Source organism: Bradyrhizobium sp. 149, assembly GCF_023073915.1.
GTDB lineage: Bacteria > Pseudomonadota > Alphaproteobacteria > Rhizobiales > Xanthobacteraceae > Bradyrhizobium.
In genome coordinates this window covers 1,056,126-1,075,709 of the sequence record NZ_JADPKK010000022.1, presented here as the reverse complement: position 1 = coordinate 1,075,709, position 19,584 = coordinate 1,056,126, and the positions used below count along the sequence as shown (strand labels likewise).

16 protein-coding genes are annotated in these 19,584 nt (G+C 62.7%); 5 read left to right on the top strand and 11 right to left on the bottom strand.

Translation table 11 applies throughout. The annotated features are described in order from the left end of the window. Positions 1-71: 71 nt before the first annotated feature. Complete coding sequence (locus IVA88_RS22745) at positions 72-353, top strand: hypothetical protein (protein ID WP_247499394.1); 282 nt, start codon at positions 72-74, stop codon at positions 351-353. A 109-nt stretch (positions 354-462) separates the two neighbouring features. Here the strand turns inward: IVA88_RS22745 and IVA88_RS22740 are convergent, their stop codons facing one another. After that, complete coding sequence (locus tag IVA88_RS22740) at positions 463-1,260, bottom strand: transglycosylase SLT domain-containing protein (RefSeq protein WP_247499393.1); 798 nt, start codon at positions 1,258-1,260, stop codon at positions 463-465. A gap of 207 nt (positions 1,261-1,467) precedes the next feature. On the opposite strand from IVA88_RS22740, the gene IVA88_RS22735 reads away from it, so the two are divergent. Next, on the top strand, positions 1,468-2,193 hold the full coding sequence (locus tag IVA88_RS22735; RefSeq protein ID WP_247499392.1) for a YIP1 family protein: 726 nt from the start codon (positions 1,468-1,470) through the stop codon (positions 2,191-2,193). A 271-nt stretch (positions 2,194-2,464) separates the two neighbouring features. Here the strand turns inward: IVA88_RS22735 and IVA88_RS22730 are convergent, their stop codons facing one another. The 5 genes from IVA88_RS22730 to IVA88_RS22710 form a co-directional block, all read right to left on the bottom strand. Then, positions 2,465-3,529 carry a hypothetical protein gene (locus IVA88_RS22730; RefSeq protein ID WP_247499391.1) on the bottom strand — a complete coding sequence of 355 codons (1,065 nt, stop codon included), beginning with the start codon at positions 3,527-3,529 and terminating at the stop codon, positions 2,465-2,467. Between the two features lie 159 nt (positions 3,530-3,688). Then, positions 3,689-4,204 (bottom strand): ParB N-terminal domain-containing protein, encoded by a 516-nt coding sequence (locus IVA88_RS22725; RefSeq protein ID WP_247499390.1) that lies wholly within the window; start codon positions 4,202-4,204, stop codon positions 3,689-3,691. A 222-nt stretch (positions 4,205-4,426) separates the two neighbouring features. After that, entirely contained in the window at positions 4,427-5,233 is an 807-nt protein-coding gene (locus IVA88_RS22720) for a hypothetical protein (protein ID WP_247499389.1), read from the bottom strand. A 125-nt stretch (positions 5,234-5,358) separates the two neighbouring features. Continuing rightward, positions 5,359-6,807, bottom strand: coding sequence for a pentapeptide repeat-containing protein (locus IVA88_RS22715; RefSeq protein WP_247499388.1), 1,449 nt, complete (start codon positions 6,805-6,807; stop codon positions 5,359-5,361). Positions 6,808-6,884: 77 nt separating this feature from the next. Continuing rightward, complete coding sequence (locus tag IVA88_RS22710; protein WP_247499387.1) at positions 6,885-10,652, bottom strand: vitamin B12-dependent ribonucleotide reductase; 3,768 nt, start codon at positions 10,650-10,652, stop codon at positions 6,885-6,887. Between the two features lie 769 nt (positions 10,653-11,421). Between IVA88_RS22710 and IVA88_RS22705 the strand changes: the two genes are divergently transcribed. Further along, complete coding sequence (locus IVA88_RS22705; protein WP_247499386.1) at positions 11,422-12,318, top strand: DMT family transporter; 897 nt, start codon at positions 11,422-11,424, stop codon at positions 12,316-12,318. On the opposite strand, the gene IVA88_RS22700 is transcribed toward IVA88_RS22705, so the two are convergent. The 3 genes from IVA88_RS22700 to IVA88_RS22690 all read right to left on the bottom strand — a co-directional run bounded on the left by IVA88_RS22700 (position 12,319) and on the right by IVA88_RS22690 (position 15,879). Beyond that, a complete protein-coding gene (locus IVA88_RS22700; RefSeq protein ID WP_247499385.1) occupies positions 12,319-14,574 on the bottom strand; it encodes a CHASE3 domain-containing protein in 2,256 nt (751 codons plus the stop codon). Beyond that, positions 14,571-14,993 (bottom strand): response regulator, encoded by a 423-nt coding sequence (locus IVA88_RS22695; protein WP_247499384.1) that lies wholly within the window; start codon positions 14,991-14,993, stop codon positions 14,571-14,573. Before IVA88_RS22695 ends, IVA88_RS22700 begins: the two co-directional genes overlap by 4 nt. Before the next feature lie 241 nt (positions 14,994-15,234). Next, positions 15,235-15,879, bottom strand: a complete 645-nt coding sequence (locus IVA88_RS22690) for a BA14K family protein (RefSeq protein WP_247499383.1) — start codon at positions 15,877-15,879, stop codon at positions 15,235-15,237. Positions 15,880-16,124: 245 nt separating this feature from the next. Between IVA88_RS22690 and IVA88_RS22685 the strand changes: the two genes are divergently transcribed. After that, positions 16,125-16,532, top strand: a complete 408-nt coding sequence (locus IVA88_RS22685; protein WP_247499382.1) for an NADH:ubiquinone oxidoreductase subunit NDUFA12 — start codon at positions 16,125-16,127, stop codon at positions 16,530-16,532. 360 nt (positions 16,533-16,892) lie between these two features. Here IVA88_RS22685 and IVA88_RS22680 read toward each other — a convergent pair whose 3' ends face one another. Together IVA88_RS22680 and IVA88_RS22675 are read right to left on the bottom strand one after the other, a co-directional pair. Continuing rightward, positions 16,893-17,546, bottom strand: a complete 654-nt coding sequence (locus IVA88_RS22680) for a glutathione S-transferase (protein WP_247499381.1) — start codon at positions 17,544-17,546, stop codon at positions 16,893-16,895. 142 nt (positions 17,547-17,688) lie between these two features. Next, a complete protein-coding gene (locus IVA88_RS22675; protein ID WP_247499380.1) occupies positions 17,689-18,384 on the bottom strand; it encodes a DJ-1/PfpI family protein in 696 nt (231 codons plus the stop codon). A gap of 92 nt (positions 18,385-18,476) precedes the next feature. Here IVA88_RS22675 and IVA88_RS22670 point away from each other — a divergent pair, with 92 nt between their 5' ends. After that, the gene (locus IVA88_RS22670; protein ID WP_247499379.1) at positions 18,477-19,415 is read left to right on the top strand and encodes a GlxA family transcriptional regulator; all 939 of its coding nucleotides are present in this window, start codon (positions 18,477-18,479) and stop codon (positions 19,413-19,415) included. The last annotated feature ends 169 nt before the right edge of the window (positions 19,416-19,584 follow it).

Genomic DNA, 19,584 nt, shown 5'->3' with positions numbered 1-19,584 from the left:
GAGATGTCGCAGCGAATTTGGCTTGCGTTGCGCGGCGTCCTTTTGCACTCTTGCGGCAAGGAGACCGTCGCATGAAAACAATGAAAGTCGCGTGTGCTCTCGGAATGGCCCTGGTGCTGGGGAACCTCGGCACGTCTGGCGCTGAAGCCAGGGCGCGAAAAGCCCAGATCGTTCGTGAGCCGCAGCAGAGGCTTATCGTCACGGCGCCCGTGCTCAGGCCGACACCGTGGGATTACAATATCGTTCCACGCTATCGTTATCGCCCCGAAGACGATCGGGTCGATCCCTACGGGCCGCCTCTGGTGTCGTCCTGGGTCCGCTATGAGGGTTGGCGCTGGCCGTATTGGTGGTGACGATCGATCGCTGAAAGCTCGTAGGATGGGTAAAGCGAAGCGAAACCCATCAACAGCCGTTGTGAATGATGGGTTTCGCAAGTGCTCTACCCATCCTACGGACCACGGGCTAACCGTCATCCGCCGCAAGCCGCAGAAACTGCCGCTTCATCGCGCTGACCCTGGCGATATAGCTTGCGACGAGGTGATCGCCGCAATGCTCGCCGACGATCATCTGGAAATGGCGGCGCGCATAGGCCGTGGCGGGGCCTGCGCCGCAGAGATGGATGAAGGCGGCCAGATCCTGCCGCTCGCGCGCGCTTGCCTTCACATCGCCGGCGCGGGCGAGAACATCGGCGACATTGCGGTCCAGATATACCGATGCCAGCTCGATGGCGTGGCTCGGGATGGTGCGGGCATAGAGGCTGGTGAACCCGCAAGCAGTTTCCGTGACCGCGTTGCCGCGGATACAGAACCGCGCGGCGTCGGCGTAGGCTCCGTCCAGCATCTGGAAGAGGCCGACGGCGCTGGAGGCGGGGCGGTAGATCGCGAGCGGATTAAAACTCCATCGCCAGCGCCAGTAGGTGCGCACAAGCGGATTGCCCGAACTCTCGACCTGCGCCAGCGCGGCCAGCAATTCGGGCGTGATCGTCGCGGTGGAATGCTTGCGGAACAGCGGCCCGTATCTCGCCCAAGTCTCCGCCGGCTCCTTGTCGAGGGCGTTGCCGACAAGGACGAACAACTCGGTCGGCTTGCGGATCGTTTGATAGGCGGTGTTCAGAAGGGCGAAGGCTGCGAGCAGGATCGCCAGGCTGCCCGCGATCCGAACCGTTCGCGGTGCGCGGGCGGATGTCTTTCGCACCCACCGCGCGCCTCGCCTGACGCTGCGAAGGCGAGGGAGGAGGAAGCTATTGCTTCTTCTTGGCATGGGCCTTGTGTAATAAGAATGGGTCTTGTGTCATCAAAATGCAGTTGATGGGTATCGCTCGGCCCCATTGATCCTACAAGCTCAGGGAAACCCGGCGTCAGCGTGCAAGAGCCGAGCCTCGTGACGGCAGGCCGGTTGTAGAATTGCCGATAAGCAATTTACGAGCTAGTCTCATCATGATCTTACCTCATCAGCCCGAAGGGCAATATGATGAAGGACTTCATTGAGCTCGCCGCCAAATATTTCGAAAACTTCTTCACGAACATTCTCCGTCTTATCGCCGATCCAAAAGAATTCGCGAGTGCCCAGGAGGATGTAGACAAGCCCGTGGGCGAGGCAATGATATTTTTCATTCTCAGCACTGTCGTAGTGCAGTTCATTCGACTTCCGATGTTCTCTGGTCACCCTGAGATAACGTCGATGTTCCTAAAAGACATAACGTGGAAGACGATATTCTTCATGCTGGAGGCGATGGTCGTATTCGGGCTGCTCCGAGCCTTCGGCGGAAAGGGCGGGCTTTTGCAGACAGTGGCGCTAAGTGCCTACTTCTTCGGTATCATCAACGTCGTGGCTCACGTTGGCGTGCTGCTCGCTTACTCAATTCCCGACAGCTTGCCGTGTCTGTCATGGGAGCGCCGTCCGGATCTCGGCACTCCATATACTCCCCTGCGGGATATTTGCAGTGTCTTTGGGCACTACGACAGCGGCACAATCAAGGACGTCCTCTATCGGTTTGGTCAGGCAATCAAAGGCGTTTACCTGTTGTTTGGTCTGTCAGTCGTTGTTTGGCTCGTCTTTGCGTGGCGCGCGTACGCGGTGATACATGACATCAGCAGCGGAAGGGCGAACGGCGCCCTTGTCGCGTTTGTTTTTGCTCAACCGATCATGCTGGGGATAGGTGGTCTATTGTTGCTTCAGTCCGGAATTATATAAGAGCAAATTCGGTGTAGCAACATCTCAGATTGAAGTTCGATGGGCAGGATATCACTGAAACGATTCGTCCCTGAGAATCGAGTGCACTGGACTGCACCGTCACCGTCATTCTTGATCGGGATCAATTCCGTCTGCTCGCGCCGGCCTACGCCCGCGCAGCTGCCAGGCAATGGCGAGCTACGGCTGTGTCGCGGAGCATTCGCAGTTACGGGAAGCGGGCCATTCGCCAGCGAGCGGCGCTCCGCGCTGTCGACCCGTCCACCCTGTGGGCTCACCAATCCGGATCGCCGTAGTAGGGATCGAGCATATAGCGCGGGGGCATCCAGGGTTCTCGCGACGGCCGGGGCCGCCGAGGCGCGGCCGCTTGCGCGTGCGGCCGTGCAGGCGCAGCCGTATCGCTGTTGATCACGCTGCGCGCGGCGGGCTTCGCGGGTGCAGATACGGATGACGTCGTCAGCTGCGTTTGCAGCGCCTGGACCTGTGCGGCGAGGCGCGCATTGTCCGCCGCATCCTTCTCCTGCGCCGCCTTGAGCTTTTGAATGGTGTCGGCCTGCTCGCGCAGCGTCTGCTCGCTCCGGCTTTTCAGTTGCTCGAGCTTTCCGTTGATGCTCGCAAGCTCGTTGGTGATGGTCTTGAGCGATTGCGCGAGATCGGACGATGACGGGTCAGGCGCTGTGGCGCCAGTTCTCGAAACGTCAGGTCTTGAAGCGTCAGGTTTTGGAGCGCTTTCCGTTTCCTTGCCGGCCGGCGGCGGGGCGACCTGACCAGGCTCATCCGCGGCAGCCAGCTGCACTGCCGGCGGTTGCGCCGGACTTTCAGTCGCGGATGCTTGCGGTGGCTCGCTCGCGGCCGGCGGAACCCATCGCGCCACGACCGATCTGGCCTCATCGCGATAGTGCGAAGCGAAGGCGACGCCGAGAATGCCGATCGCCAGCACGAGGCCGATCAAAGCGCGCAGCATGGGCCGACCTTCCTTCAGGTCTTGTTCGCGAGGCTTGCTATTCGGTGCCGGCGCGTTGTGCTTGGAGGGCCCCTCTTCGGGTGTCTTGTCCTCGGGAGACTTGTTCTCGGGAGCCTTGCCCTCGGAAGTCTTGGCTGCCTCCGCACCGGCGCTTGCTCGCGAGGCCCGCGGGCGTTCGCTGCCGCGTTCCATTCCGGAAACCATCCGGTCCAGCCGGGCAAGGTCTTCCTCGGCGCTCTTGATCTTATCGTAGGCCCGCGCCAGCCCGCCATCGGCGCGCACCGCGTCCGGCTTGGGGGCGTCAGGCTTCTGGTCATCAGGCTTCTGGTGATCAGGCTTCTGGTGATCAGGTTTGGGGTCGTTCGCTTCGGGCACCGATGCGCTCTCGATCCAGTCGGGCGTCAATGGGAGTGCGGCAGTCCGATTCTTGGAAGGATAGGGCTCGCCGCTACCCAACACAACGCGCGCGCGAAGGAGAAATTATGGCGGTTGATAGGTCGGAGGGCCGGCTCTGCCGCGATCGTAATTGGGCCATCAATAGCGGCTGCCGCTGCCCTTTTGCTGCGTGATCCAGTCCGACAATGTTTTCGGTCTGGATTTCTCGGTCCGGCCCGGTGGTGCCTTTGGATTGTCGCGAGTGCCTTTCGTCGAACGGGTGCGCGGCGCATCCGATGCGTTGACGCTCCTCAAGGCAGAAGTCGATGCCTCTGCGGCTTCCTTCTCGAGACGAAGCTGTTTCAATCGCGCCATCTTGATGCGCTCTGCCTCGACTTCGGGTCGGTCGGCGAGCTGCGGCTTGGGTTGAGCAAGCTCGGCCGGGACCAGGACACCGAGTATGGTCGTCTCGCCGAGCGCCTTGCAGGCTTCGAGCCGATGCAGTCCCTCCACCAGAACAAGGCGGTCTCCGTCGCGCCGAACGGAAATGGGGGTTTGTTGTCCGATCTCCAGCATGCTTTCCGCGATCTCCCCGACGATCTCGGGCTTGATGGCTTTCTTCTGCTTCGTGGGAACGAAGATCTTCTCGATCGGGAAGCTTTCCGGTTTGGGCATAACTCGACTCCGCTTCTACCGGGCCCGTCGGAACCCATGCCGATGACGTCAGGAGTTTAGGAGGGAAGGGCTCGGCCGCAAAGGCAATTTCAGTGCGCGAGGTTTGATGAATATCGAAGCCGGACCAAACTGCGATTGCGGTGACATGCAGTCCAGCGCTGTCACCGTAAATTCTTGATGTGGTTTCGCAGGTTCTCCACGCTGTTCGGCGGCTGAGGCGGTCTATGGATTGGTTCCCCTGCGCTGCGACGTTGGGTTGTCAACAAATATCGGGTCGGTTTTTGCTGCGATCACAACTCTGAGCGCACCTTTCGGAACGGGCATGAATTGACTGCCACCGCTTCCGTACATTCCAAATTCTGTGCTTTTCGACAGCGCTTGGAAAAGCACTTGAAACGGCGATGCCGGTGCATTTGGTTCGAGCGCGGTATGATCGCCGTCGCCCACGACTGTAATCCCACTTGGCTGGCCTCCGGCGCTCATTGCAGGTGGTTGCCCAAGCAACAGCGAAAATAGCTGACCGGAAACGTCCGGCATGACTTTATCTACATCTTCCCTTCTCAATTTTGGAACAGCTTGCGGCCACGACGCGTCCCATCCAGCCATATGCAGTGCCGAGAACAAGTTAGAGGCAAACCAGTAGCCGTCCGAGACCTCTGGCACGTACCAGATCTCCACCGGAGCTTTTGGCTGGCCCCCAAGCGCCTCTTTCAACGCGCTGAAGTTGATCTCCCGCGGGCCCGCAAGTTTACGCAATTGGGCAAGCTTGAATTCCGCTTCCTTTTGGCGGGCGTTTGCTTCGGCAATCTGCATGGCAGTTTCGAGCTTGTAATGATCAAGCGTTTCTTCTGCCTGCGCCGCTTCTCTTTTGTGGGAAATGAGCGATCCCGCCGTAGTCACACCTACTGCTGTGGCCGCTATCGCAGCCGCAACGACGGACACAATCAACCAAAGGTCCCACCATTCACCATTCTGGCCTAAGAACAAGGTCGAAGCAGCCGCGTTAGCGTTGGAAATTGTTTCAGTCACGGGTCTGAACTCGCAATGTTTCGTCCTTCCCGGGAAGTACGCAATCTAACAACCCCTAAACTCTCGGCTCATTGTATCCTGACGCTGCCGATAGGAGCCTCGCGCTGCTTGTCGCGTTCTCATATTTAAGGTGCGGGCACGTTGGCTGATTTGTCCGCGGATTGATCCCGTCTCGGACGATATCTTGGCCAGGAAGCCGGCCGCTCGATTGACGCCGGATGAACCGATCGAGAGTTGGCTTTGACAATTGAAAGTTTCTGGGAGTCGAAGTCTGTTACAGAACTCAAGTCGACATCGTCGAGAGTAAGGTCTACCGCGCATTGATAGCCGAGGTCGGAATCGGAGGAAAGTTTGAGTCCTCTCAGGTGGCCGCTTACCAGGATAGTATCGTCGAGGCGGAGGCTGGTGACCTTGTCCCCGCGTTGTGCCGGTGGTCCGGTGAGGGTCAAACCAAGTAATGTCGAATCTGAGAAATTGACTCGATCTGGAAAGCCGGCGATTCTCAATGAGAACGCCTGCGAATAGAATAAGGCAATTGTTGCTTGATCTGCGCTTCGGAAGGTGACGCCGCTCAACTCCGAGAACATTATCTGAATGTTGGCGCTTTTGGAGATGAAGCTCGAATCGAGAATTGTGGATTCTTCAATTTGAAGAGTCTGTTCGGTGGCGTCGAATATACATTTGACGAACGTGCACCGTCTAAAATTGATGAGCGACAGAAGTTTCTGGCTAAAACGCCGGCCGACGAAGAGGCATTCGTACAGGACCGGTCTGTCCGAAGCATCCTCGGAAGTTGATTGAAGAGCAAGGGCCTCAGTTGCCTCATTAACATCAACCCTTGTTTCAGGAACCGAAGCTATCCATTTCTTTAATTCGGCTAGTTGCGAATTGGTCTGCGTACTCCAGGTCGCAATCGCGTCGCGAGCGTTCGGTTCAGTGGGATCGTGACCAAACTGGCCTGCCCAGCCCCAAGCATTCTCCGGAGACCAGTTTGGCTTAGCTAGCTGGCTTCCCGTTCGATCGGACCAAGAGTTCTCCCGAATGTAAGATCGGAGCATATTGCTGATCTTTTCAGTGTCGCGCGAACTCTCTTCCGCAAGCCTTGCCAACGAATGGATTCCGCCAAGGCGTACCTCAATGTTGGGAACAGTCATAGTCGTATCAGCGGAGGATCCGTCTATATTTACTGTTCGCTTGATCTCCCTTGTCTGACCAAGTTGCTCTACCGCGCGTGAAAAGATTGAGGTGTAATGTGTCTCGCGATCGATCTGAGTCTTTTCTTCGCTAATCCTCGTTTGACGATCGAGAATCACGAGTCGCCAAATGATGAGGGGTAGGCCCACCGCGCCGGCTACAACAGGCAATGCTGCTCTGGCTGCATCCGCAGCGCGCTTTTGGTCACCGCTTAGTAGGTCGACGAGCAGCCAAACGATCGCCGCGAATCCAACAACAATAATCGCTACAAAGAGCAAAATTCCTAATACGCAAACGGGGACCGAGACTTTTGATGCCGGATGCTCAAATGATCCAGCGATCTGAATCGGCCACCCTCGTTCCGGATTATTGCTGGCCATAAATCACGTAGAGGTTGTCGTGGTGACCCTAAGAAAGGCCGCTTTAAGCGGCCTTTCTGTCGGACTGCAATTTCTTCTCACGAACACCCCGTCGTGCTGCCGCACGTATCGCACTTCATGCAGGTGCCATTCCGCACCAGCGTGAAGTTGCCGCACTCGCCGCACATCTCGCCTTCGTAGCCTTTGGCCTTTGCTTCCGCGCGGCGTTCGGCCTTGGAGGGCACCATGGTCTGCGCGGTGCCGGACTTGCTCCACTGCAGGGCCTCCAGCTTCTCGGTGGGCGAGAGGTCGTGCTGGACTTCCTGCTTCAGCGCGACCGCGCCTTCCAGGACGTCGCCGGCGCGGCCTGACGCTCCGTGCGAGGCGAGCGAGGTGACCTTGGAGCCGCCGGCGGGCGCGCTGTCGTTGCCGGAGGAGACCGCGGTCGAGCCGCCGCGCATGACAACCAGATTGTCGGTGCGGGAGCGGGTGAGGCCGCGCGACACCAGCTTGGAGGCGCGCTGGCCCTGATCGTCAGGCTCCTTGCCTTCCTCGACGCCCTTGCCGAGCACGTCGAACCCGGTCTCGCTGGGATCGACATGGGCGAGGTCGAAGCGGCTGAGATAGCTCACCGCCAGCTCGCGGAAGACGTAGTCGAGGATCGAGGTCGCGTACTTGATGCTGTCGTTGCCCTGCACGGGGCCCGCCGGCTCGAAGCGGGTGAAGGTGAAGGCGTCGACATATTCGTCGAGCGGCACGCCGTACTGGAGGCCCAGCGACACCGCGATGGCGAAGTTGTTGATGAAGGAGCGCAGCGCCGCGCCTTCCTTGTGCATGTCGATGAAGATCTCGCCGATGCGGCCGTCGTCATATTCGCCGGTGCGCAAATACACCTTGTGGCCGCCGACGACCGCCTTCTGGGTGTAGCCCTTGCGGCGATCCGGCATCTTCTCGCGCTCGCGCATCACGATGATCCGCTCGACCAGCTTCTCGACGATCTTTTCCGAGACCTGGGCGGTGCGTGCCGCCATCGGCTTGTCGTAGAGATGTTCGATCGCATCGTCCTCGTCGTCATCGTCTGCGATGAGCTGCGAGTTGAGCGGCTGGCTGAGCTTCGAGCCGTCGCGATAGAGCGCGTTGGCTTTCAGGGCGAGTTTCCACGACAGCATGTAGGCGGACTTGCAGTCCTCCACGGTTGCGTCGTTCGGCATGTTGATGGTCTTGGAGATCGCACCCGAGATGAAGGGCTGCGCCGCCGACATCATGCGGATGTGGCTCTCGACCGACAGATAGCGCTTGCCGACCTTGCCGCAGGGATTGGCGCAGTCGAACACCGGATAGTGCTCGGCCTTGAGGTGCGGGGCACCTTCCACCGTCATCGCGCCGCAGATGTGGACGTTGGCCGCCTCGATCTCGCGCTTGGTGAAGCCGACGGCCTGGAGCAGGTCGAAGCCGGGGGCCGCGATGGCCTCGGCGCCGATGCCGAGCTGGTCGCGGATGAAGTCCTCGCCAAAGGTCCATTTGTTGAACGCGAATTTGATGTCGAAGGCGGTCGGAAGCGCCTTCTCGACCTTGGCGATGGCCTCGTCGGTAAAGCCCTTGGCCTTCAGCGTCGAGGCGTTGATGCCCGGCGCGTTGGAGAGCGAGCCGTGGCCGACGGCATAGGCCTCGATTTCCGCGATCTCGCTCTCGCGATAGCCGAGCGCGCGCAGCGCGGCGGGAACCGCGCGGTTGATGATCTTGAAGTAGCCGCCGCCGGCGAGCTTCTTGAATTTCACCAGCGCAAAATCAGGCTCGATGCCGGTGGTGTCGCAATCCATGACGAGGCCGATCGTGCCGGTCGGCGCGATCACCGTGGTCTGGGCGTTGCGATAGCCGTGCTTCTCGCCGAGCTCGAGCGCCGCATCCCAGGCCGCCTGTGCATGCGTCACCAGGTCAGCCTGCGGGCAGGACACGAGATCCATCGGCACTGGATTGACGCTCAGTCCCTCGTAGCCGTTGGACTGGCCATGGGCGGCGCGGCGGTGGTTGCGGATCACGCGCAGCATGTGCGCGGCGTTCTTCTTGTAGCCCGGGAAGGTGCCGAGCTCGGACGCCATCTCGGCCGAGGTTTTGTAGGTGATGCCGGTCATGATCGCGGTCAGCGCGCCGGCGATGGCGCGGCCTTCCTTGCTGTCATAGGACAGGCCCATGGTCATCAAGAGGCCGCCGATATTGGCGTAGCCGAGGCCGAGCGTGCGGAACTCGTAGGAGAGCTCGGCGATCGACTTGGACGGGAACTGCGCCATCATCACCGAGATTTCGAGCACGATGGTCCAGAGCCGGCAGAGGTGCTCGTAGCCTTCGACGTCGAAACGCTTGGAGGGGATGTCGTAGAACGTCAGCAGGTTCGCTGAGGCGAGGTTGCACGCCGTGTCGTCCAGGAACATGTATTCCGAGCACGGATTGGAGGCGCGGATGTCGCCGGACGCCTTGCAGGTGTGCCAGTCGTTCATGGTGGTGTTGAAGTGCAGGCCGGGGTCGGCCGACGCCCAGGCGGCGTAGCCGATCTTTTCCCAGAGGTCGCGCGCCTTCAGGGTCTTGGTGATCTTCTTGGTGGTGCGTCCCACGAGATTCCAGTCGCCGTCGGTCTCGACCGCGCGCAGGAAGTCGTCCTTGAGCGAGACCGAGTTGTTGGAGTTCTGGCCGGAGACCGTGAGGTAGGCTTCCGAATCCCAGTCGGTGTCGTAGACGTCGAACTGGATGTCCTTGTAGCCCTGCTTGGCGAACTGGATGACGCGCTTGATGTAATTGTCGGGCACGAGGCTGCGGCGCGCGAGCTTGATCTCGCGGCGGAGCGCCGGGTTCTTTTCCGGGTCGAAGCAATCGTCGCCCGAGCCTTCGCAGTTGACGCAGGCCTTCAGCACGGCCTTGAGGTGCTTCTGGTTGATCTTGGATCCCGTGACGAGAGCCGCGACCTTCTGCTCCTCCTTCACCTTCCAGTCGATATAGGTCTCGATGTCGGGGTGATCGACGTCGACCACGACCATCTTGGCCGCACGGCGCGTGGTGCCGCCCGACTTGATCGCGCCCGCCGCGCGGTCGCCGATCTTGAGGAAGCTCATCAGGCCGGACGAGCGGCCGCCGCCGGAGAGGCGTTCGCCTTCGCCGCGCAGGCGCGAGAAGTTGGAGCCGGTGCCGGAGCCGTATTTGAACAGGCGGGCCTCGCGGACCCAGAGGTCCATGATGCCGCCCTCGTTGACGAGGTCGTCACCGACGCCCTGGATGAAGCAGGCGTGCGGCTGCGGGTGCTCGTAGGAGGATTTCGAGCGGGTCAGCTTGCCGGTGAAGGGGTCGACGTAATAATGGCCCTGGCCGGGGCCGTCGATGCCATAGGCCCAATGCAGACCGGTGTTGAACCATTGCGGCGAGTTCGGCGCGACCATCTGCATGGTCAGCATGTAGCGAAGCTCGTCGTAGAAGGTCTGGGCGTCCTCGTCGGAGGAGAAGTAATTGCCCTTCCAGCCCCAATAGGTCCAGCAGCCGGCGAGACGGTCGAACACCTGCTTGGCCGAGAGCTCGCTGACATAGCGCTCTTTCTCGGGCAGGAGGGCGAGCGCCTCGGTGTCGGGCACGGAGCGCCACAGGAAGGAGGGAACGGACTCTTCCTCGACCTTCTTCAGGCGCGCGGCGACGCCGGCCTTGCGGAAGTACTTCTGGGCGAGGACGTCGGAGGCGACCTGCGACCATGCGGTCGGCACCTCGACGTTCTCGAGCTTGAACACGACCGAGCCGTCGGGATTCCTGATCTCCGACGTGGTCAGCCGGAAATCGATGCCGGCGTAAGGTGACTGTCCCGAAGTGGTGTGGCGCCGCTCAATCCGCATGGTCTTGCCCCGTCCTATCTTTGACCGGTCCCGCCTCCGTTCAGGCGTGCCGGGTCATCATTTCATTTCGCGGTTTCCAGGAGCCGTTTGGCCCCAGGGCGCCGCAGTTTCAGCCGGTGGACCCGACCCATTTTTTCTCCCGACGCGATTGTTCGATGCGCGCACCGATCATCCGCCGGCATGCCCAGACCCATCCGCCCCAAAGCGATGAGCCCGACATGCGTTCAACGCCCCACAACGTCACCACGTCTTCAACAATTGCCATCCGAGCCTGTTTCCAGCCCGTTCCGGCGCCCGAAAAGTCCGCTCTCGCCGGGCAGACAAGCCCTTATCCCGCTGCCTTTGTCTGGCGTGGCGGAGTGCTGTTTTGCAGACCCTTTGGGGGAGTGCCGGCGGGACGCAAACACACTCGCGCCGAACGGATCGAAAGCTAGGACTCTCCGTTGCGCCCGTCAAGAACTAGTGCGAGTTCCTGAATCAAATACTAAATATGGTGGATTGCGGGGGATAACAGGGGGCAAGCCCGCGCCTGTTGTGGGGCCAAGTATCGGTGAGTCCTCACGGATTCCCAACTGAAAAAATTTGCATCTTGTGGTGCCGCGGAGGCTTCACCCCGCTGTTCACAGGGCAGGTATATTTTTAAGGCGCGGGCTTGCCTCCGGGGGACTCACGTAGCGCTACGGAAGGTGAGGGCAGGCATGCCTTCCGGGGAGGTGGTGGGAGGCGCGAATCCGCGCCAAGTTGAGCCCGATTTTGCCGGACTGCCCACATGCTTGATTCGACCCGCCGGGATGCGCGAGCTCGCATCGCCCCGGCCGGCCTGATGTTCCTCGCCATCACCTCGGTGGGCTGGGGCTTCAACTGGCCGGTGACGAAATTCCTGCTCTCCGAGCTGCCGCCGCTGAGCTTGCGCGGGGTCACGGGCGTGCTGGGCGCGGTGCTGCTCGCGGCGCTGGCGCTGATCCGCGGCGACAGCCTGAAGGTCGCGCGCGAGATCTGGCCGCGCCTCGTGACCGCCGCGCTCCTCAACGTCACCGGCTGGATGGTGCTGATGGGCCTGGCGCTGCTCTGGCTGCCGGCGAGCGAGGCGGCGCTGATCGCCTACACCATGCCGGTCTGGGCCTCGCTGATCGCCTGGCCGGTGCTGGGCGAGCGGCCGACCTTGTTGCGCACCATCGCGCTGGTGATGGCGTTCGCCGGCCTCGCCTCGATCATGGGCGGCAACGGCTTTGCCGCCACGGCGGAAAAGCTGCCGGGCATCATCATGGCGCTGTGCGGCGCGGCCGGCTTTGCCGTCGGCACGGTGTTCTCGAAGAAGTACCCGATCCGCCTGCCGCCGATCACGGCCGCGGCCTGGCAGATCGGGATCGGCTGCCTGCCGATCACGATCATCGGCCTCGTCATCGAGACCACGCATCTGGAGCGGGTGACGCCGCTCGGCTGGTGGCTGCTGGTCTATTCGACCGTGGTGCAGTTCTGTATCGCCTATGTCAGCTGGTTCGCCGCGCTGGCGCGCCTGCCGGCCTCGGTCGCCGCGATCGGGACCATGGCGGTGCCTGTCATCGGCGTGGTGGCCTCTGCGATCGCGCTGGGCGAGCCGATGGGGCCGGGGCAGATCGCATCGCTGATCTTCACGCTGGCGGCGGTGGTGCTGGCGACGCGCTAGCTAGTCCGCCGCCACCCCGCCGTTCAGCGCCTTCCTGATCATCTGCGCGAGCTGGTTGCGGCGGTAGGGTTTTGTCAGCAGCATCACGCCATCGTCGAGCTTGCCGTGGTGGACGATGGCGTTGTCGGTATAGCCGGAGGTGTAGAGCACCTTCAGGCCGGGGCGCATCGTCGCCACCTTGTCGGCGAGCTCGCGTCCGCTCATGCCGCCGGGGATGACGACATCGGTGAACAGCAGATCGAACGGCTGGCCGGACTCGATCAACTCCAGCGCAGCCTTGCCGTCGGGCGCGGCGACGGTCTGGTAGCCGAGACTCTGGAGCTGCGCGGTGACGAAGTTGCGCACGAGACTGTCGTCCTCGACCACGAAAATGGTCTCGGCGCCGCCCTCGGCCTGCGGCGCGGCGGAGGCGACGGGCTCGGCCATGCCTTCGCCCGGCGGCAGATAGAGCTTGATCGTGGTGCCGTGGCCTTCCTCGCTGTAGATCTTGATGTGGCCGCCGGACTGCTTGACGAAGCCGTAGACCATGGAGAGGCCGAGGCCGCTTCCCTTGCCGACCTCCTTGGTGGTGAAGAACGGCTCGAACGCCTGCTGCTGGACCTCGGCCGGCATGCCGGTGCCGGTGTCGCTGACGGCGAGCATCACGTAAGGGCCGGGCCGCACGTCGGGATTGCTTTGCGCATAGGCCTCGTCGAGCACGACCCGGTGGGCCTCGAACAGCAGCTTGCCGCCGTTCGGCATGGCGTCGCGGGCGTTGATGGCCATGTTGAGCAGGGCATTGGTGAGCCGGGACGGATCGATATGCGCCGTCATCTGCCCCTGTTCCAGCACCGTCTCGATCTGGATCTGCTCGCCGAGGGTCGGGCGAAGGAGTTTTGCGATGTCCGCAACGGCAGCGTTGATCTCGACGTTGCGCGGCTGCAGCGGCTGCCTGCGCGCGAAGGCGAGCAAATGCTGGATCAGCTCGGCGCAACGCTCGGCGGCCTCGTCGATCAGGCGCGCCACGCGCTGGAGTTCGGGCTGATGCTTCAGGCTTGCGACCAGCGTCTCGGTATTGCCGGAGATCACGGTGAGCATGTTGTTGAAATCATGCGCGACGCCGCCGGTGAGCTTGCCGATGGCATCCAGCTTCTGCGACTGATGCAACTGCCGCTCGGTCTCGCGCGACGTGGTCGCGTCGTGATAGACCAGCACCGCGCCGGAAATGTTGCCTTTGCCGTCCAGCATCGGCCGGCCGCTGATCATGAGGTGACGGGGAGGATTGCCGCTGTGCGGGCGGACGATCATCTCCATATCCTCGAACTGCTCGCCGCGCAGCACGCGCGCCGACGGCAGCTCGCCGGGCTTGAGCGGGGTGACGCCGTCGCCGTGAAACACGTTGGACAGCGCCCGCAGATTGCGCAGGTTCATGCCGGTCCGGTGCAGCAGCATGCGCTCCGCGGCCGGATTGGACAGAACGACATTGCCCTCGGTATCGATGACCAGCACCGCCTCCGCCATGCTGTGAAAGGTACTCTGGAGCACGTTGACCGACAGGCGCAGCTCGTCATGCGCGGTGACCAGATGCTCGGTGCGCTCGGTCACCGCGGCCTCGAGCTGCTGGTTGGCTGCCGTGGTCTCCAATAGCGTGCTCTTGAGCGCGACCTCGGTGCGCCGGCTCTCGCGCACCACCATCACGACCAGCAGCAGGATCACCAGCGCGCCGGCGACGTCGATGCCGAGCAGCACGATGCCGGTGCGGCGCGAATCCTGCGAGCGTGCGTTGAGCAATCGCTCTTCGTCCGCGCTCAAATGATCGAGATTGGCCATCACCGTGTCCATCAGGCCACGGCCCTCGCCCTTGCCCTGGAGCGCGGCAATGCCGGCCTGATCGTTTCCGGCGCGCAGGCGCATCACCTCTGCGGCGATCTCGATCCGGCGCAGCGCCAGCGGCTCGGTGCCCTCGAGCAGCGCGACATGTTCGGGATTATCGCGCACGCTGCGCTTGAGGTCGGCGAGGGCCGGCGCGATCTGGGCGTGCGTCGCCTGGAACTCCTCGTTGAAGCTCGGGCTGCGATAGATCTCGTAGCCGCGTGCGGCGCTCTCGGCGCGGCGCATCAGCACGCGCAGATCGGAGATTTTCTTCTGCACCTGGACGGTATGATTGACCCAGGCCGCATCGGACCGTGACTTGACATCGAGGCCGATCGAGGCCGCGGTGATGATCAGGAGGATGGCAAGTCCAGCACCGAGAATGACGCGCTGCGTTGGGATCAAGGGGCTTCTTTCTTGTCCTTCGGCTGCGAGCCATCGCCCGGCCCGGCGATGCATTCCCGAATCGTGGTCAGCAGCGCGTCCGGCGTGAACGGCTTGCGCAGGCAGCGGGTCGCACCGAGCTCCAGCGCCATGCGGAGGAAGTCGGGAGAGGGCGAGGCGGACGATGCGAAGGCGTAGCCGGACATTGCGATCAGCGGAACCGTCGGCGCGCGCTCGTGGAAGATACGGATGGATTCGAAGCCGCGCATATGCGGCATGAAGATGTCAACCAGCATCACGTCGAAATTCTGCATTTCGAGCGCAGCCAAACCCGTTTCTCCGCCGTCGGTCAACGTGACGTCGAAGCCCTGACGCTGCAGGAGGACCTCGATGGTCGCGCCGACCATCGGATCGTCATCAACCACGAGAATACGCGGCATGACACTTCCCAGTCATCGAAGTCCCCACAGCCAAGTTGATACAGGTGAATCACGCGTCGGGTCAATTTGGGATTGGGTCGGCGAGGATATGCACGGCGCGGTGCATAGAGGTCCACTCGCATCGGGTTGTACATGGCATCGCTAGTGACGAACACGACGCGCACGAAACAGGTGACGCGCGCGATGTGGAAAAGGCGCCGCATCGCTGCGACGCCTCTCTCTTCAAGCGTTGTCGGTGTGCTTACGGGCAAGGATGGCGCAGGCCGTCATAACCCAGATAGGTGCCGGACGCCGGGTCGTAGGACCTGTAGCGCTGGGCGCAGTAGCCAGCCGAGTCTCCGCCGCCGTCATCGGCCACCACTGCCACTGACGGCTCATCATAGTAGCTGTCCCCGTAATAGTAGGGGTCGTTGTAGTAGCCGCCGCCGTAATAGGCGTACGAGCCGAGGCCGCCGATCGCAGCACCCGCCGCGAAACCGGGCCAGAAGCCGCCGCCGCGATGGTGACCGCCATGCCAGTGGCGACCGCTCCAATTGCCACCGCCGCCCTGCCAGTTGCCGGCCGTTGCGACGCTGCGGCTACCACCAAAGGAAGACGACATCCCGGGTCGAGCCGCGCCGGCTGCGAAGCTGCCACCGCCTGGACGTACCGCTGGGCCGGCCGCGAAATTGCCCCCGCCGCCGCCCATCCGGGCGCCGCCGCCAAAGCTGCCGCCGCCCATCCGCGCGCCTCCGCCGCCACCGCCAAAGTGGGCGCCGCCACCGCCGCCCCCAATATGTGCCCCGCCTCCGACAACAGCGGCACGGCTTTGCGCGAAGCTCGGCGTCGCCAGCGGAATAACCAATGCCGCGGCTGCAACCGCACTCAAGACTTTCAGGCTTTTCATGGTCAAACTCCTTTTCCCGGAAGCAAACCCCATGAAAGGGCTGTAGTTCCTGGGATCACGGCGGTTTGCGTGCGAGGAAAAGCTCTCATGAGGAGCCTGTATCCGGCATGAACGGATCGCGTCCGATTTGCGGCAGCGTCCGTCCCGGGAGACCGCATCCGCAGCGGGCCACCGCCGCACCCGCCGAACTGGACATTTCGCCGTCCGGATGGCATCAGGACCCGACGAAGCAGGGCCCTTGCCGCATGAAACAATTCTTCCTCAAGTTCTTCACCTGGTGGAATGGCCAGACTTTTGGCACCCAACTCTGGACCAAGCGCTATGGCGAGCTGGTCGGCCAGGACGAGCAGGGCAACCTCTATTATCGGACCCGCGGCGGGGCGATCGATCCGGTGCTCGGCTTCGAGCGGCGCTGGGTGGTCTATAACGGCTATGCCGAAGCAAGCCGGATCCCGCCGTCCTGGCACGGCTGGATGCATCACACCGTCGACGTGCCGCCGACGCGGGACAATTACCAGCCGCGCGAGTGGGAAAAGCCGCACCAGCCGAATCTCACCGGCACGGCCAACGCCTACCGGCCCTCGGGCTCGACGCTCGCCAGCGGAAAGCGGCCGAAGGCGACCGGCGACTATCAGCCCTGGACGCCTGGCTAGGCTTCCGATCCCGTCCGATTCCTTCGTGGGAGTGGATGCACACGCATCCGCCTCACCTTGCTGTGGACAACGCGAACAGCGGGGATGACGCCTCTGCGCGCGTTGCAAGCACGCGAGCGATGCGGCTCAATGGTCCCATCTTACGGAGATGGGAGACCATCGCGTTCGGTTCGGGCAACAGTTCGCGACTGTCCCGAAATGCAGCGGCCGCCGACCAGGACTCGATCGGGAGATAGGCCCCCGGTCTGGAAGCTCCGAAATCGCCCGATGAAATGTGCAGCCGCCGTAAGACAGGAAAGGCCGCTTGGGAAACCGGGCGGCCTTTTTCTTTGATCTGTTGGCCTGCTCTTTGCTCCCTTCTCAGAGATGGAGATGGAGCGGCGGTGAGTTGCCGAGCGGCATCATCTCATAGGGCGGCTTCCAGCCTGGCAGCTCGGCGACACGCCGGCGCCAGACGTCAATGGCCGGGAAGGTCGCGGCAAGGTCGAAACCCGTCTCTTCGGTTGGATAGTAGAGATAGCCCAATAGTGAGAAATCGACGATCGTCGGCCGGTCGCCCAGCATGAAGTGACGATCGGAGAGGTGTCTGTCGACGATCGAGAAGGCGCTTTCGGTCCGTGCTCGCAAGTAAGCGAGCACGGCCGGATGGGCGGGCTCCGGTATGAAGCAGCGCTGAAACCGGTGTTGGGCAAAGCTCGAGGTGAATTTGTGGTTGTCGAACAACAGCCAGCGCGTCGCCTCGAATGTCTCCTCGCGGCTTAGACCGAACACGCCGTGAGTCTCGGCGAGCCACAGCAGGATCGCACCCGACTGGCTCATATGCTGGCCATCAGCCTCGAGGACAGGGACCTCGCCCATGACGTTGATTGCCGCCCGCCAGTCAGGCGCGCGCGTCTCACCGCCGGCGAAGTCGATGCCGACCGGCTCCCAGTCGAGGCCGGCGCAGTTGAGGAATAGTGCAACCTTGAACGAATTACCCGAAGCTCCGACGCAGTGCAGCCGGTATCGCGCCATGGCAGATCCTCCTGGCCCACGCGACCGGAAAGCGTCCATGACTGTCAGTCGCGGTCCATATTGTTGCGACAGGCTCCTGCCAGCGTGATGTCAGCAGTGTAGCGCTGAAGCAGCGCCGCGCCAGCTCCCCGGCATGAGGGCGTCACCGCGGCTGCATCATCCGTTCGGCCGCGCGCTTCACCGCTTCGAAGCGGCGAGCCTGGTTCGCTGCGCCACGCTCCCTAAGCAAGGCCAGCACCTCGGCGGGCGCCGTCTCGGGCGAGCCTGCATTGAACGGTGGTGCCGGATTGTATTCGAGCTGAAGCTGGATCGCTTCCGCGGTGGTGCGATTGACCATGATCGACACCAGCGTCAGCGCAAAATCGATTCCTGCGGTGACGCCGCCGCCCGTGATGCGGTTGCGGTCGACGCAGACGCGCGTTTTGGTCGGCGTCGCACCGAACTCGCCCAGCATCTCCATCGCGCTCCAATGGGTGGCGGCGCGGTAGCCTTTCAAGAGGCCGGCGGCGCCGAGTGCCAGCGATCCCGTGCAGACCGAGGTGACGTATTTGGCGCCTTCGGCCTGCCGGCGCAGGAAATCCAGCACCTCCTCGTCGTTCAGCAGAGCATTGGTGCCGCCGCCGCCGGGCACGCAGATCACGTCGAGCTGCGGACAATCAGCGAATGTCGTGGTCGGCGTCAGTGTCAGCACGGAATCGCTCGGCACCGGCTCGATCCGCTTCCAGATCAGGTGCAGTTTTGCGCCGGGAACGGAGGAGAACACCTGCAAGGGGCCGGTGAAGTCGAGCTGGGTGACGCGCGGAAATACCAAGAGACCGATCTGGAGCGGTGACGACATGAGAGCCTCCAACTATGAGCTTGACGCCGGCAGATTGGCATGATGCCCTTCTGTCCAAAATGTCGTTTTTCCCTCGCTTTCGGACATGACCCATGATCGGCATCCTGATCTTCCCGGATTTCCAGTTGCTCGATGCGGCCGGCCCAATCTCGGTATTCGAGATCGCGGCACGTGCCACTGGCAAGGCGCCTGCGATCCGGGTGCTGGCGCTGAACGCAGGCCCTGTGCGCAGCTCGTCCGGCGTGGAGATGATGGCGCGCGATTTAAAGTCGGCAAATGCGATCACAACGCTGGTCATCGCGGGCGGCGCGGGCGTGACGAACGCCGCGCGGTGCGAGATCACGCGCGCCTTCGTGCAGCGGCTGGCGCGCCGCGGCGTGCGGGTCGCGAGCGTCTGCTCGGGCGCCTATGTGCTGGCCGAAGCGGGCCTGCTCGATGGCCGCCGCGCCACCACGCATTGGGGCCGCACGCGCGATTTCGTCGCGCGCTATCCCAAGGTGAAGTTCGAGCCGGACCAGATTTTCACCCGCGACGGCAATGTCTGGACGTCGGCGGGCATCACGGCGGGAATCGACCTCGCGCTGGCGATGGTCACCGAGGATCATGGCGAGGAGATCGCGCAGGGGACCGCGCGGCAGCTCGTGCTCTATCATCGCCGCAGCGGCGGCCAGTCGCAATTCTCCTCGCTGCTGGAATTGAAGACGCCGAACGGCCGCTTCGGCGCGCTGCTGTCCTGGGCGCGCGAGAATCTGGACAGCCGGTTGACCGTGGAAGATCTCGCCGATCGCGCCGGCATGAGCGCGCGACATTTTGCCCGCGCCTTCGCCGCCGAGACCGGCACGACGCCCTCGAAGGCCATCGAGCGCTTGCGGATCGAGGTCGCGCGCGAGCGCGTGCAGTCCTCGCGCGAGGCGATCGAGCTCGTCGCGGAGGCGACCGGCTTCGGCGACCCCGAGCGCATGCGGCGCGCCTTCATCCGCGCCTTCGGCCAGCCGCCGCAAGCGCTCCGGCGCGCGGCACGGGCCGGTTAGGTTCCGCCGGAAGCCATCGTTCGCTCATGACGGGCGGCTGCGCGCCGATCCCGGGAGCCGCTTGTGTGCATTTTTATACAAACATGGGAACCAAAGTTCCCGCTCCGGCTTGATGTCCTCCATGCCGAAGTGGATGGGAGGTGAGCGGTGAACACTGAGTTGCTTGTCA

Coding starts and splice junctions, on each gene's coding strand:
- IVA88_RS22745 (WP_247499394.1), top strand. CDS start 72: ATGAAAACAATGAAAGTCGCGTGTGCTCTCGGAATGGCCCTGGTGCTG.
- IVA88_RS22740 (WP_247499393.1), bottom strand. CDS start 1,260: ATGCCAAGAAGAAGCAATAGCTTCCTCCTCCCTCGCCTTCGCAGCGTC.
- IVA88_RS22735 (WP_247499392.1), top strand. CDS start 1,468: ATGATGAAGGACTTCATTGAGCTCGCCGCCAAATATTTCGAAAACTTC.
- IVA88_RS22725 (WP_247499390.1), bottom strand. CDS start 4,204: ATGCCCAAACCGGAAAGCTTCCCGATCGAGAAGATCTTCGTTCCCACG.
- IVA88_RS22715 (WP_247499388.1), bottom strand. CDS start 6,807: ATGGCCAGCAATAATCCGGAACGAGGGTGGCCGATTCAGATCGCTGGA.
- IVA88_RS22710 (WP_247499387.1), bottom strand. CDS start 10,652: ATGCGGATTGAGCGGCGCCACACCACTTCGGGACAGTCACCTTACGCC.
- IVA88_RS22705 (WP_247499386.1), top strand. CDS start 11,422: ATGCTTGATTCGACCCGCCGGGATGCGCGAGCTCGCATCGCCCCGGCC.
- IVA88_RS22695 (WP_247499384.1), bottom strand. CDS start 14,993: ATGCCGCGTATTCTCGTGGTTGATGACGATCCGATGGTCGGCGCGACC.
- IVA88_RS22690 (WP_247499383.1), bottom strand. CDS start 15,879: ATGAAAAGCCTGAAAGTCTTGAGTGCGGTTGCAGCCGCGGCATTGGTT.
- IVA88_RS22685 (WP_247499382.1), top strand. CDS start 16,125: ATGAAACAATTCTTCCTCAAGTTCTTCACCTGGTGGAATGGCCAGACT.
- IVA88_RS22680 (WP_247499381.1), bottom strand. CDS start 17,546: ATGGCGCGATACCGGCTGCACTGCGTCGGAGCTTCGGGTAATTCGTTC.
- IVA88_RS22675 (WP_247499380.1), bottom strand. CDS start 18,384: ATGTCGTCACCGCTCCAGATCGGTCTCTTGGTATTTCCGCGCGTCACC.
- IVA88_RS22670 (WP_247499379.1), top strand. CDS start 18,477: ATGATCGGCATCCTGATCTTCCCGGATTTCCAGTTGCTCGATGCGGCC.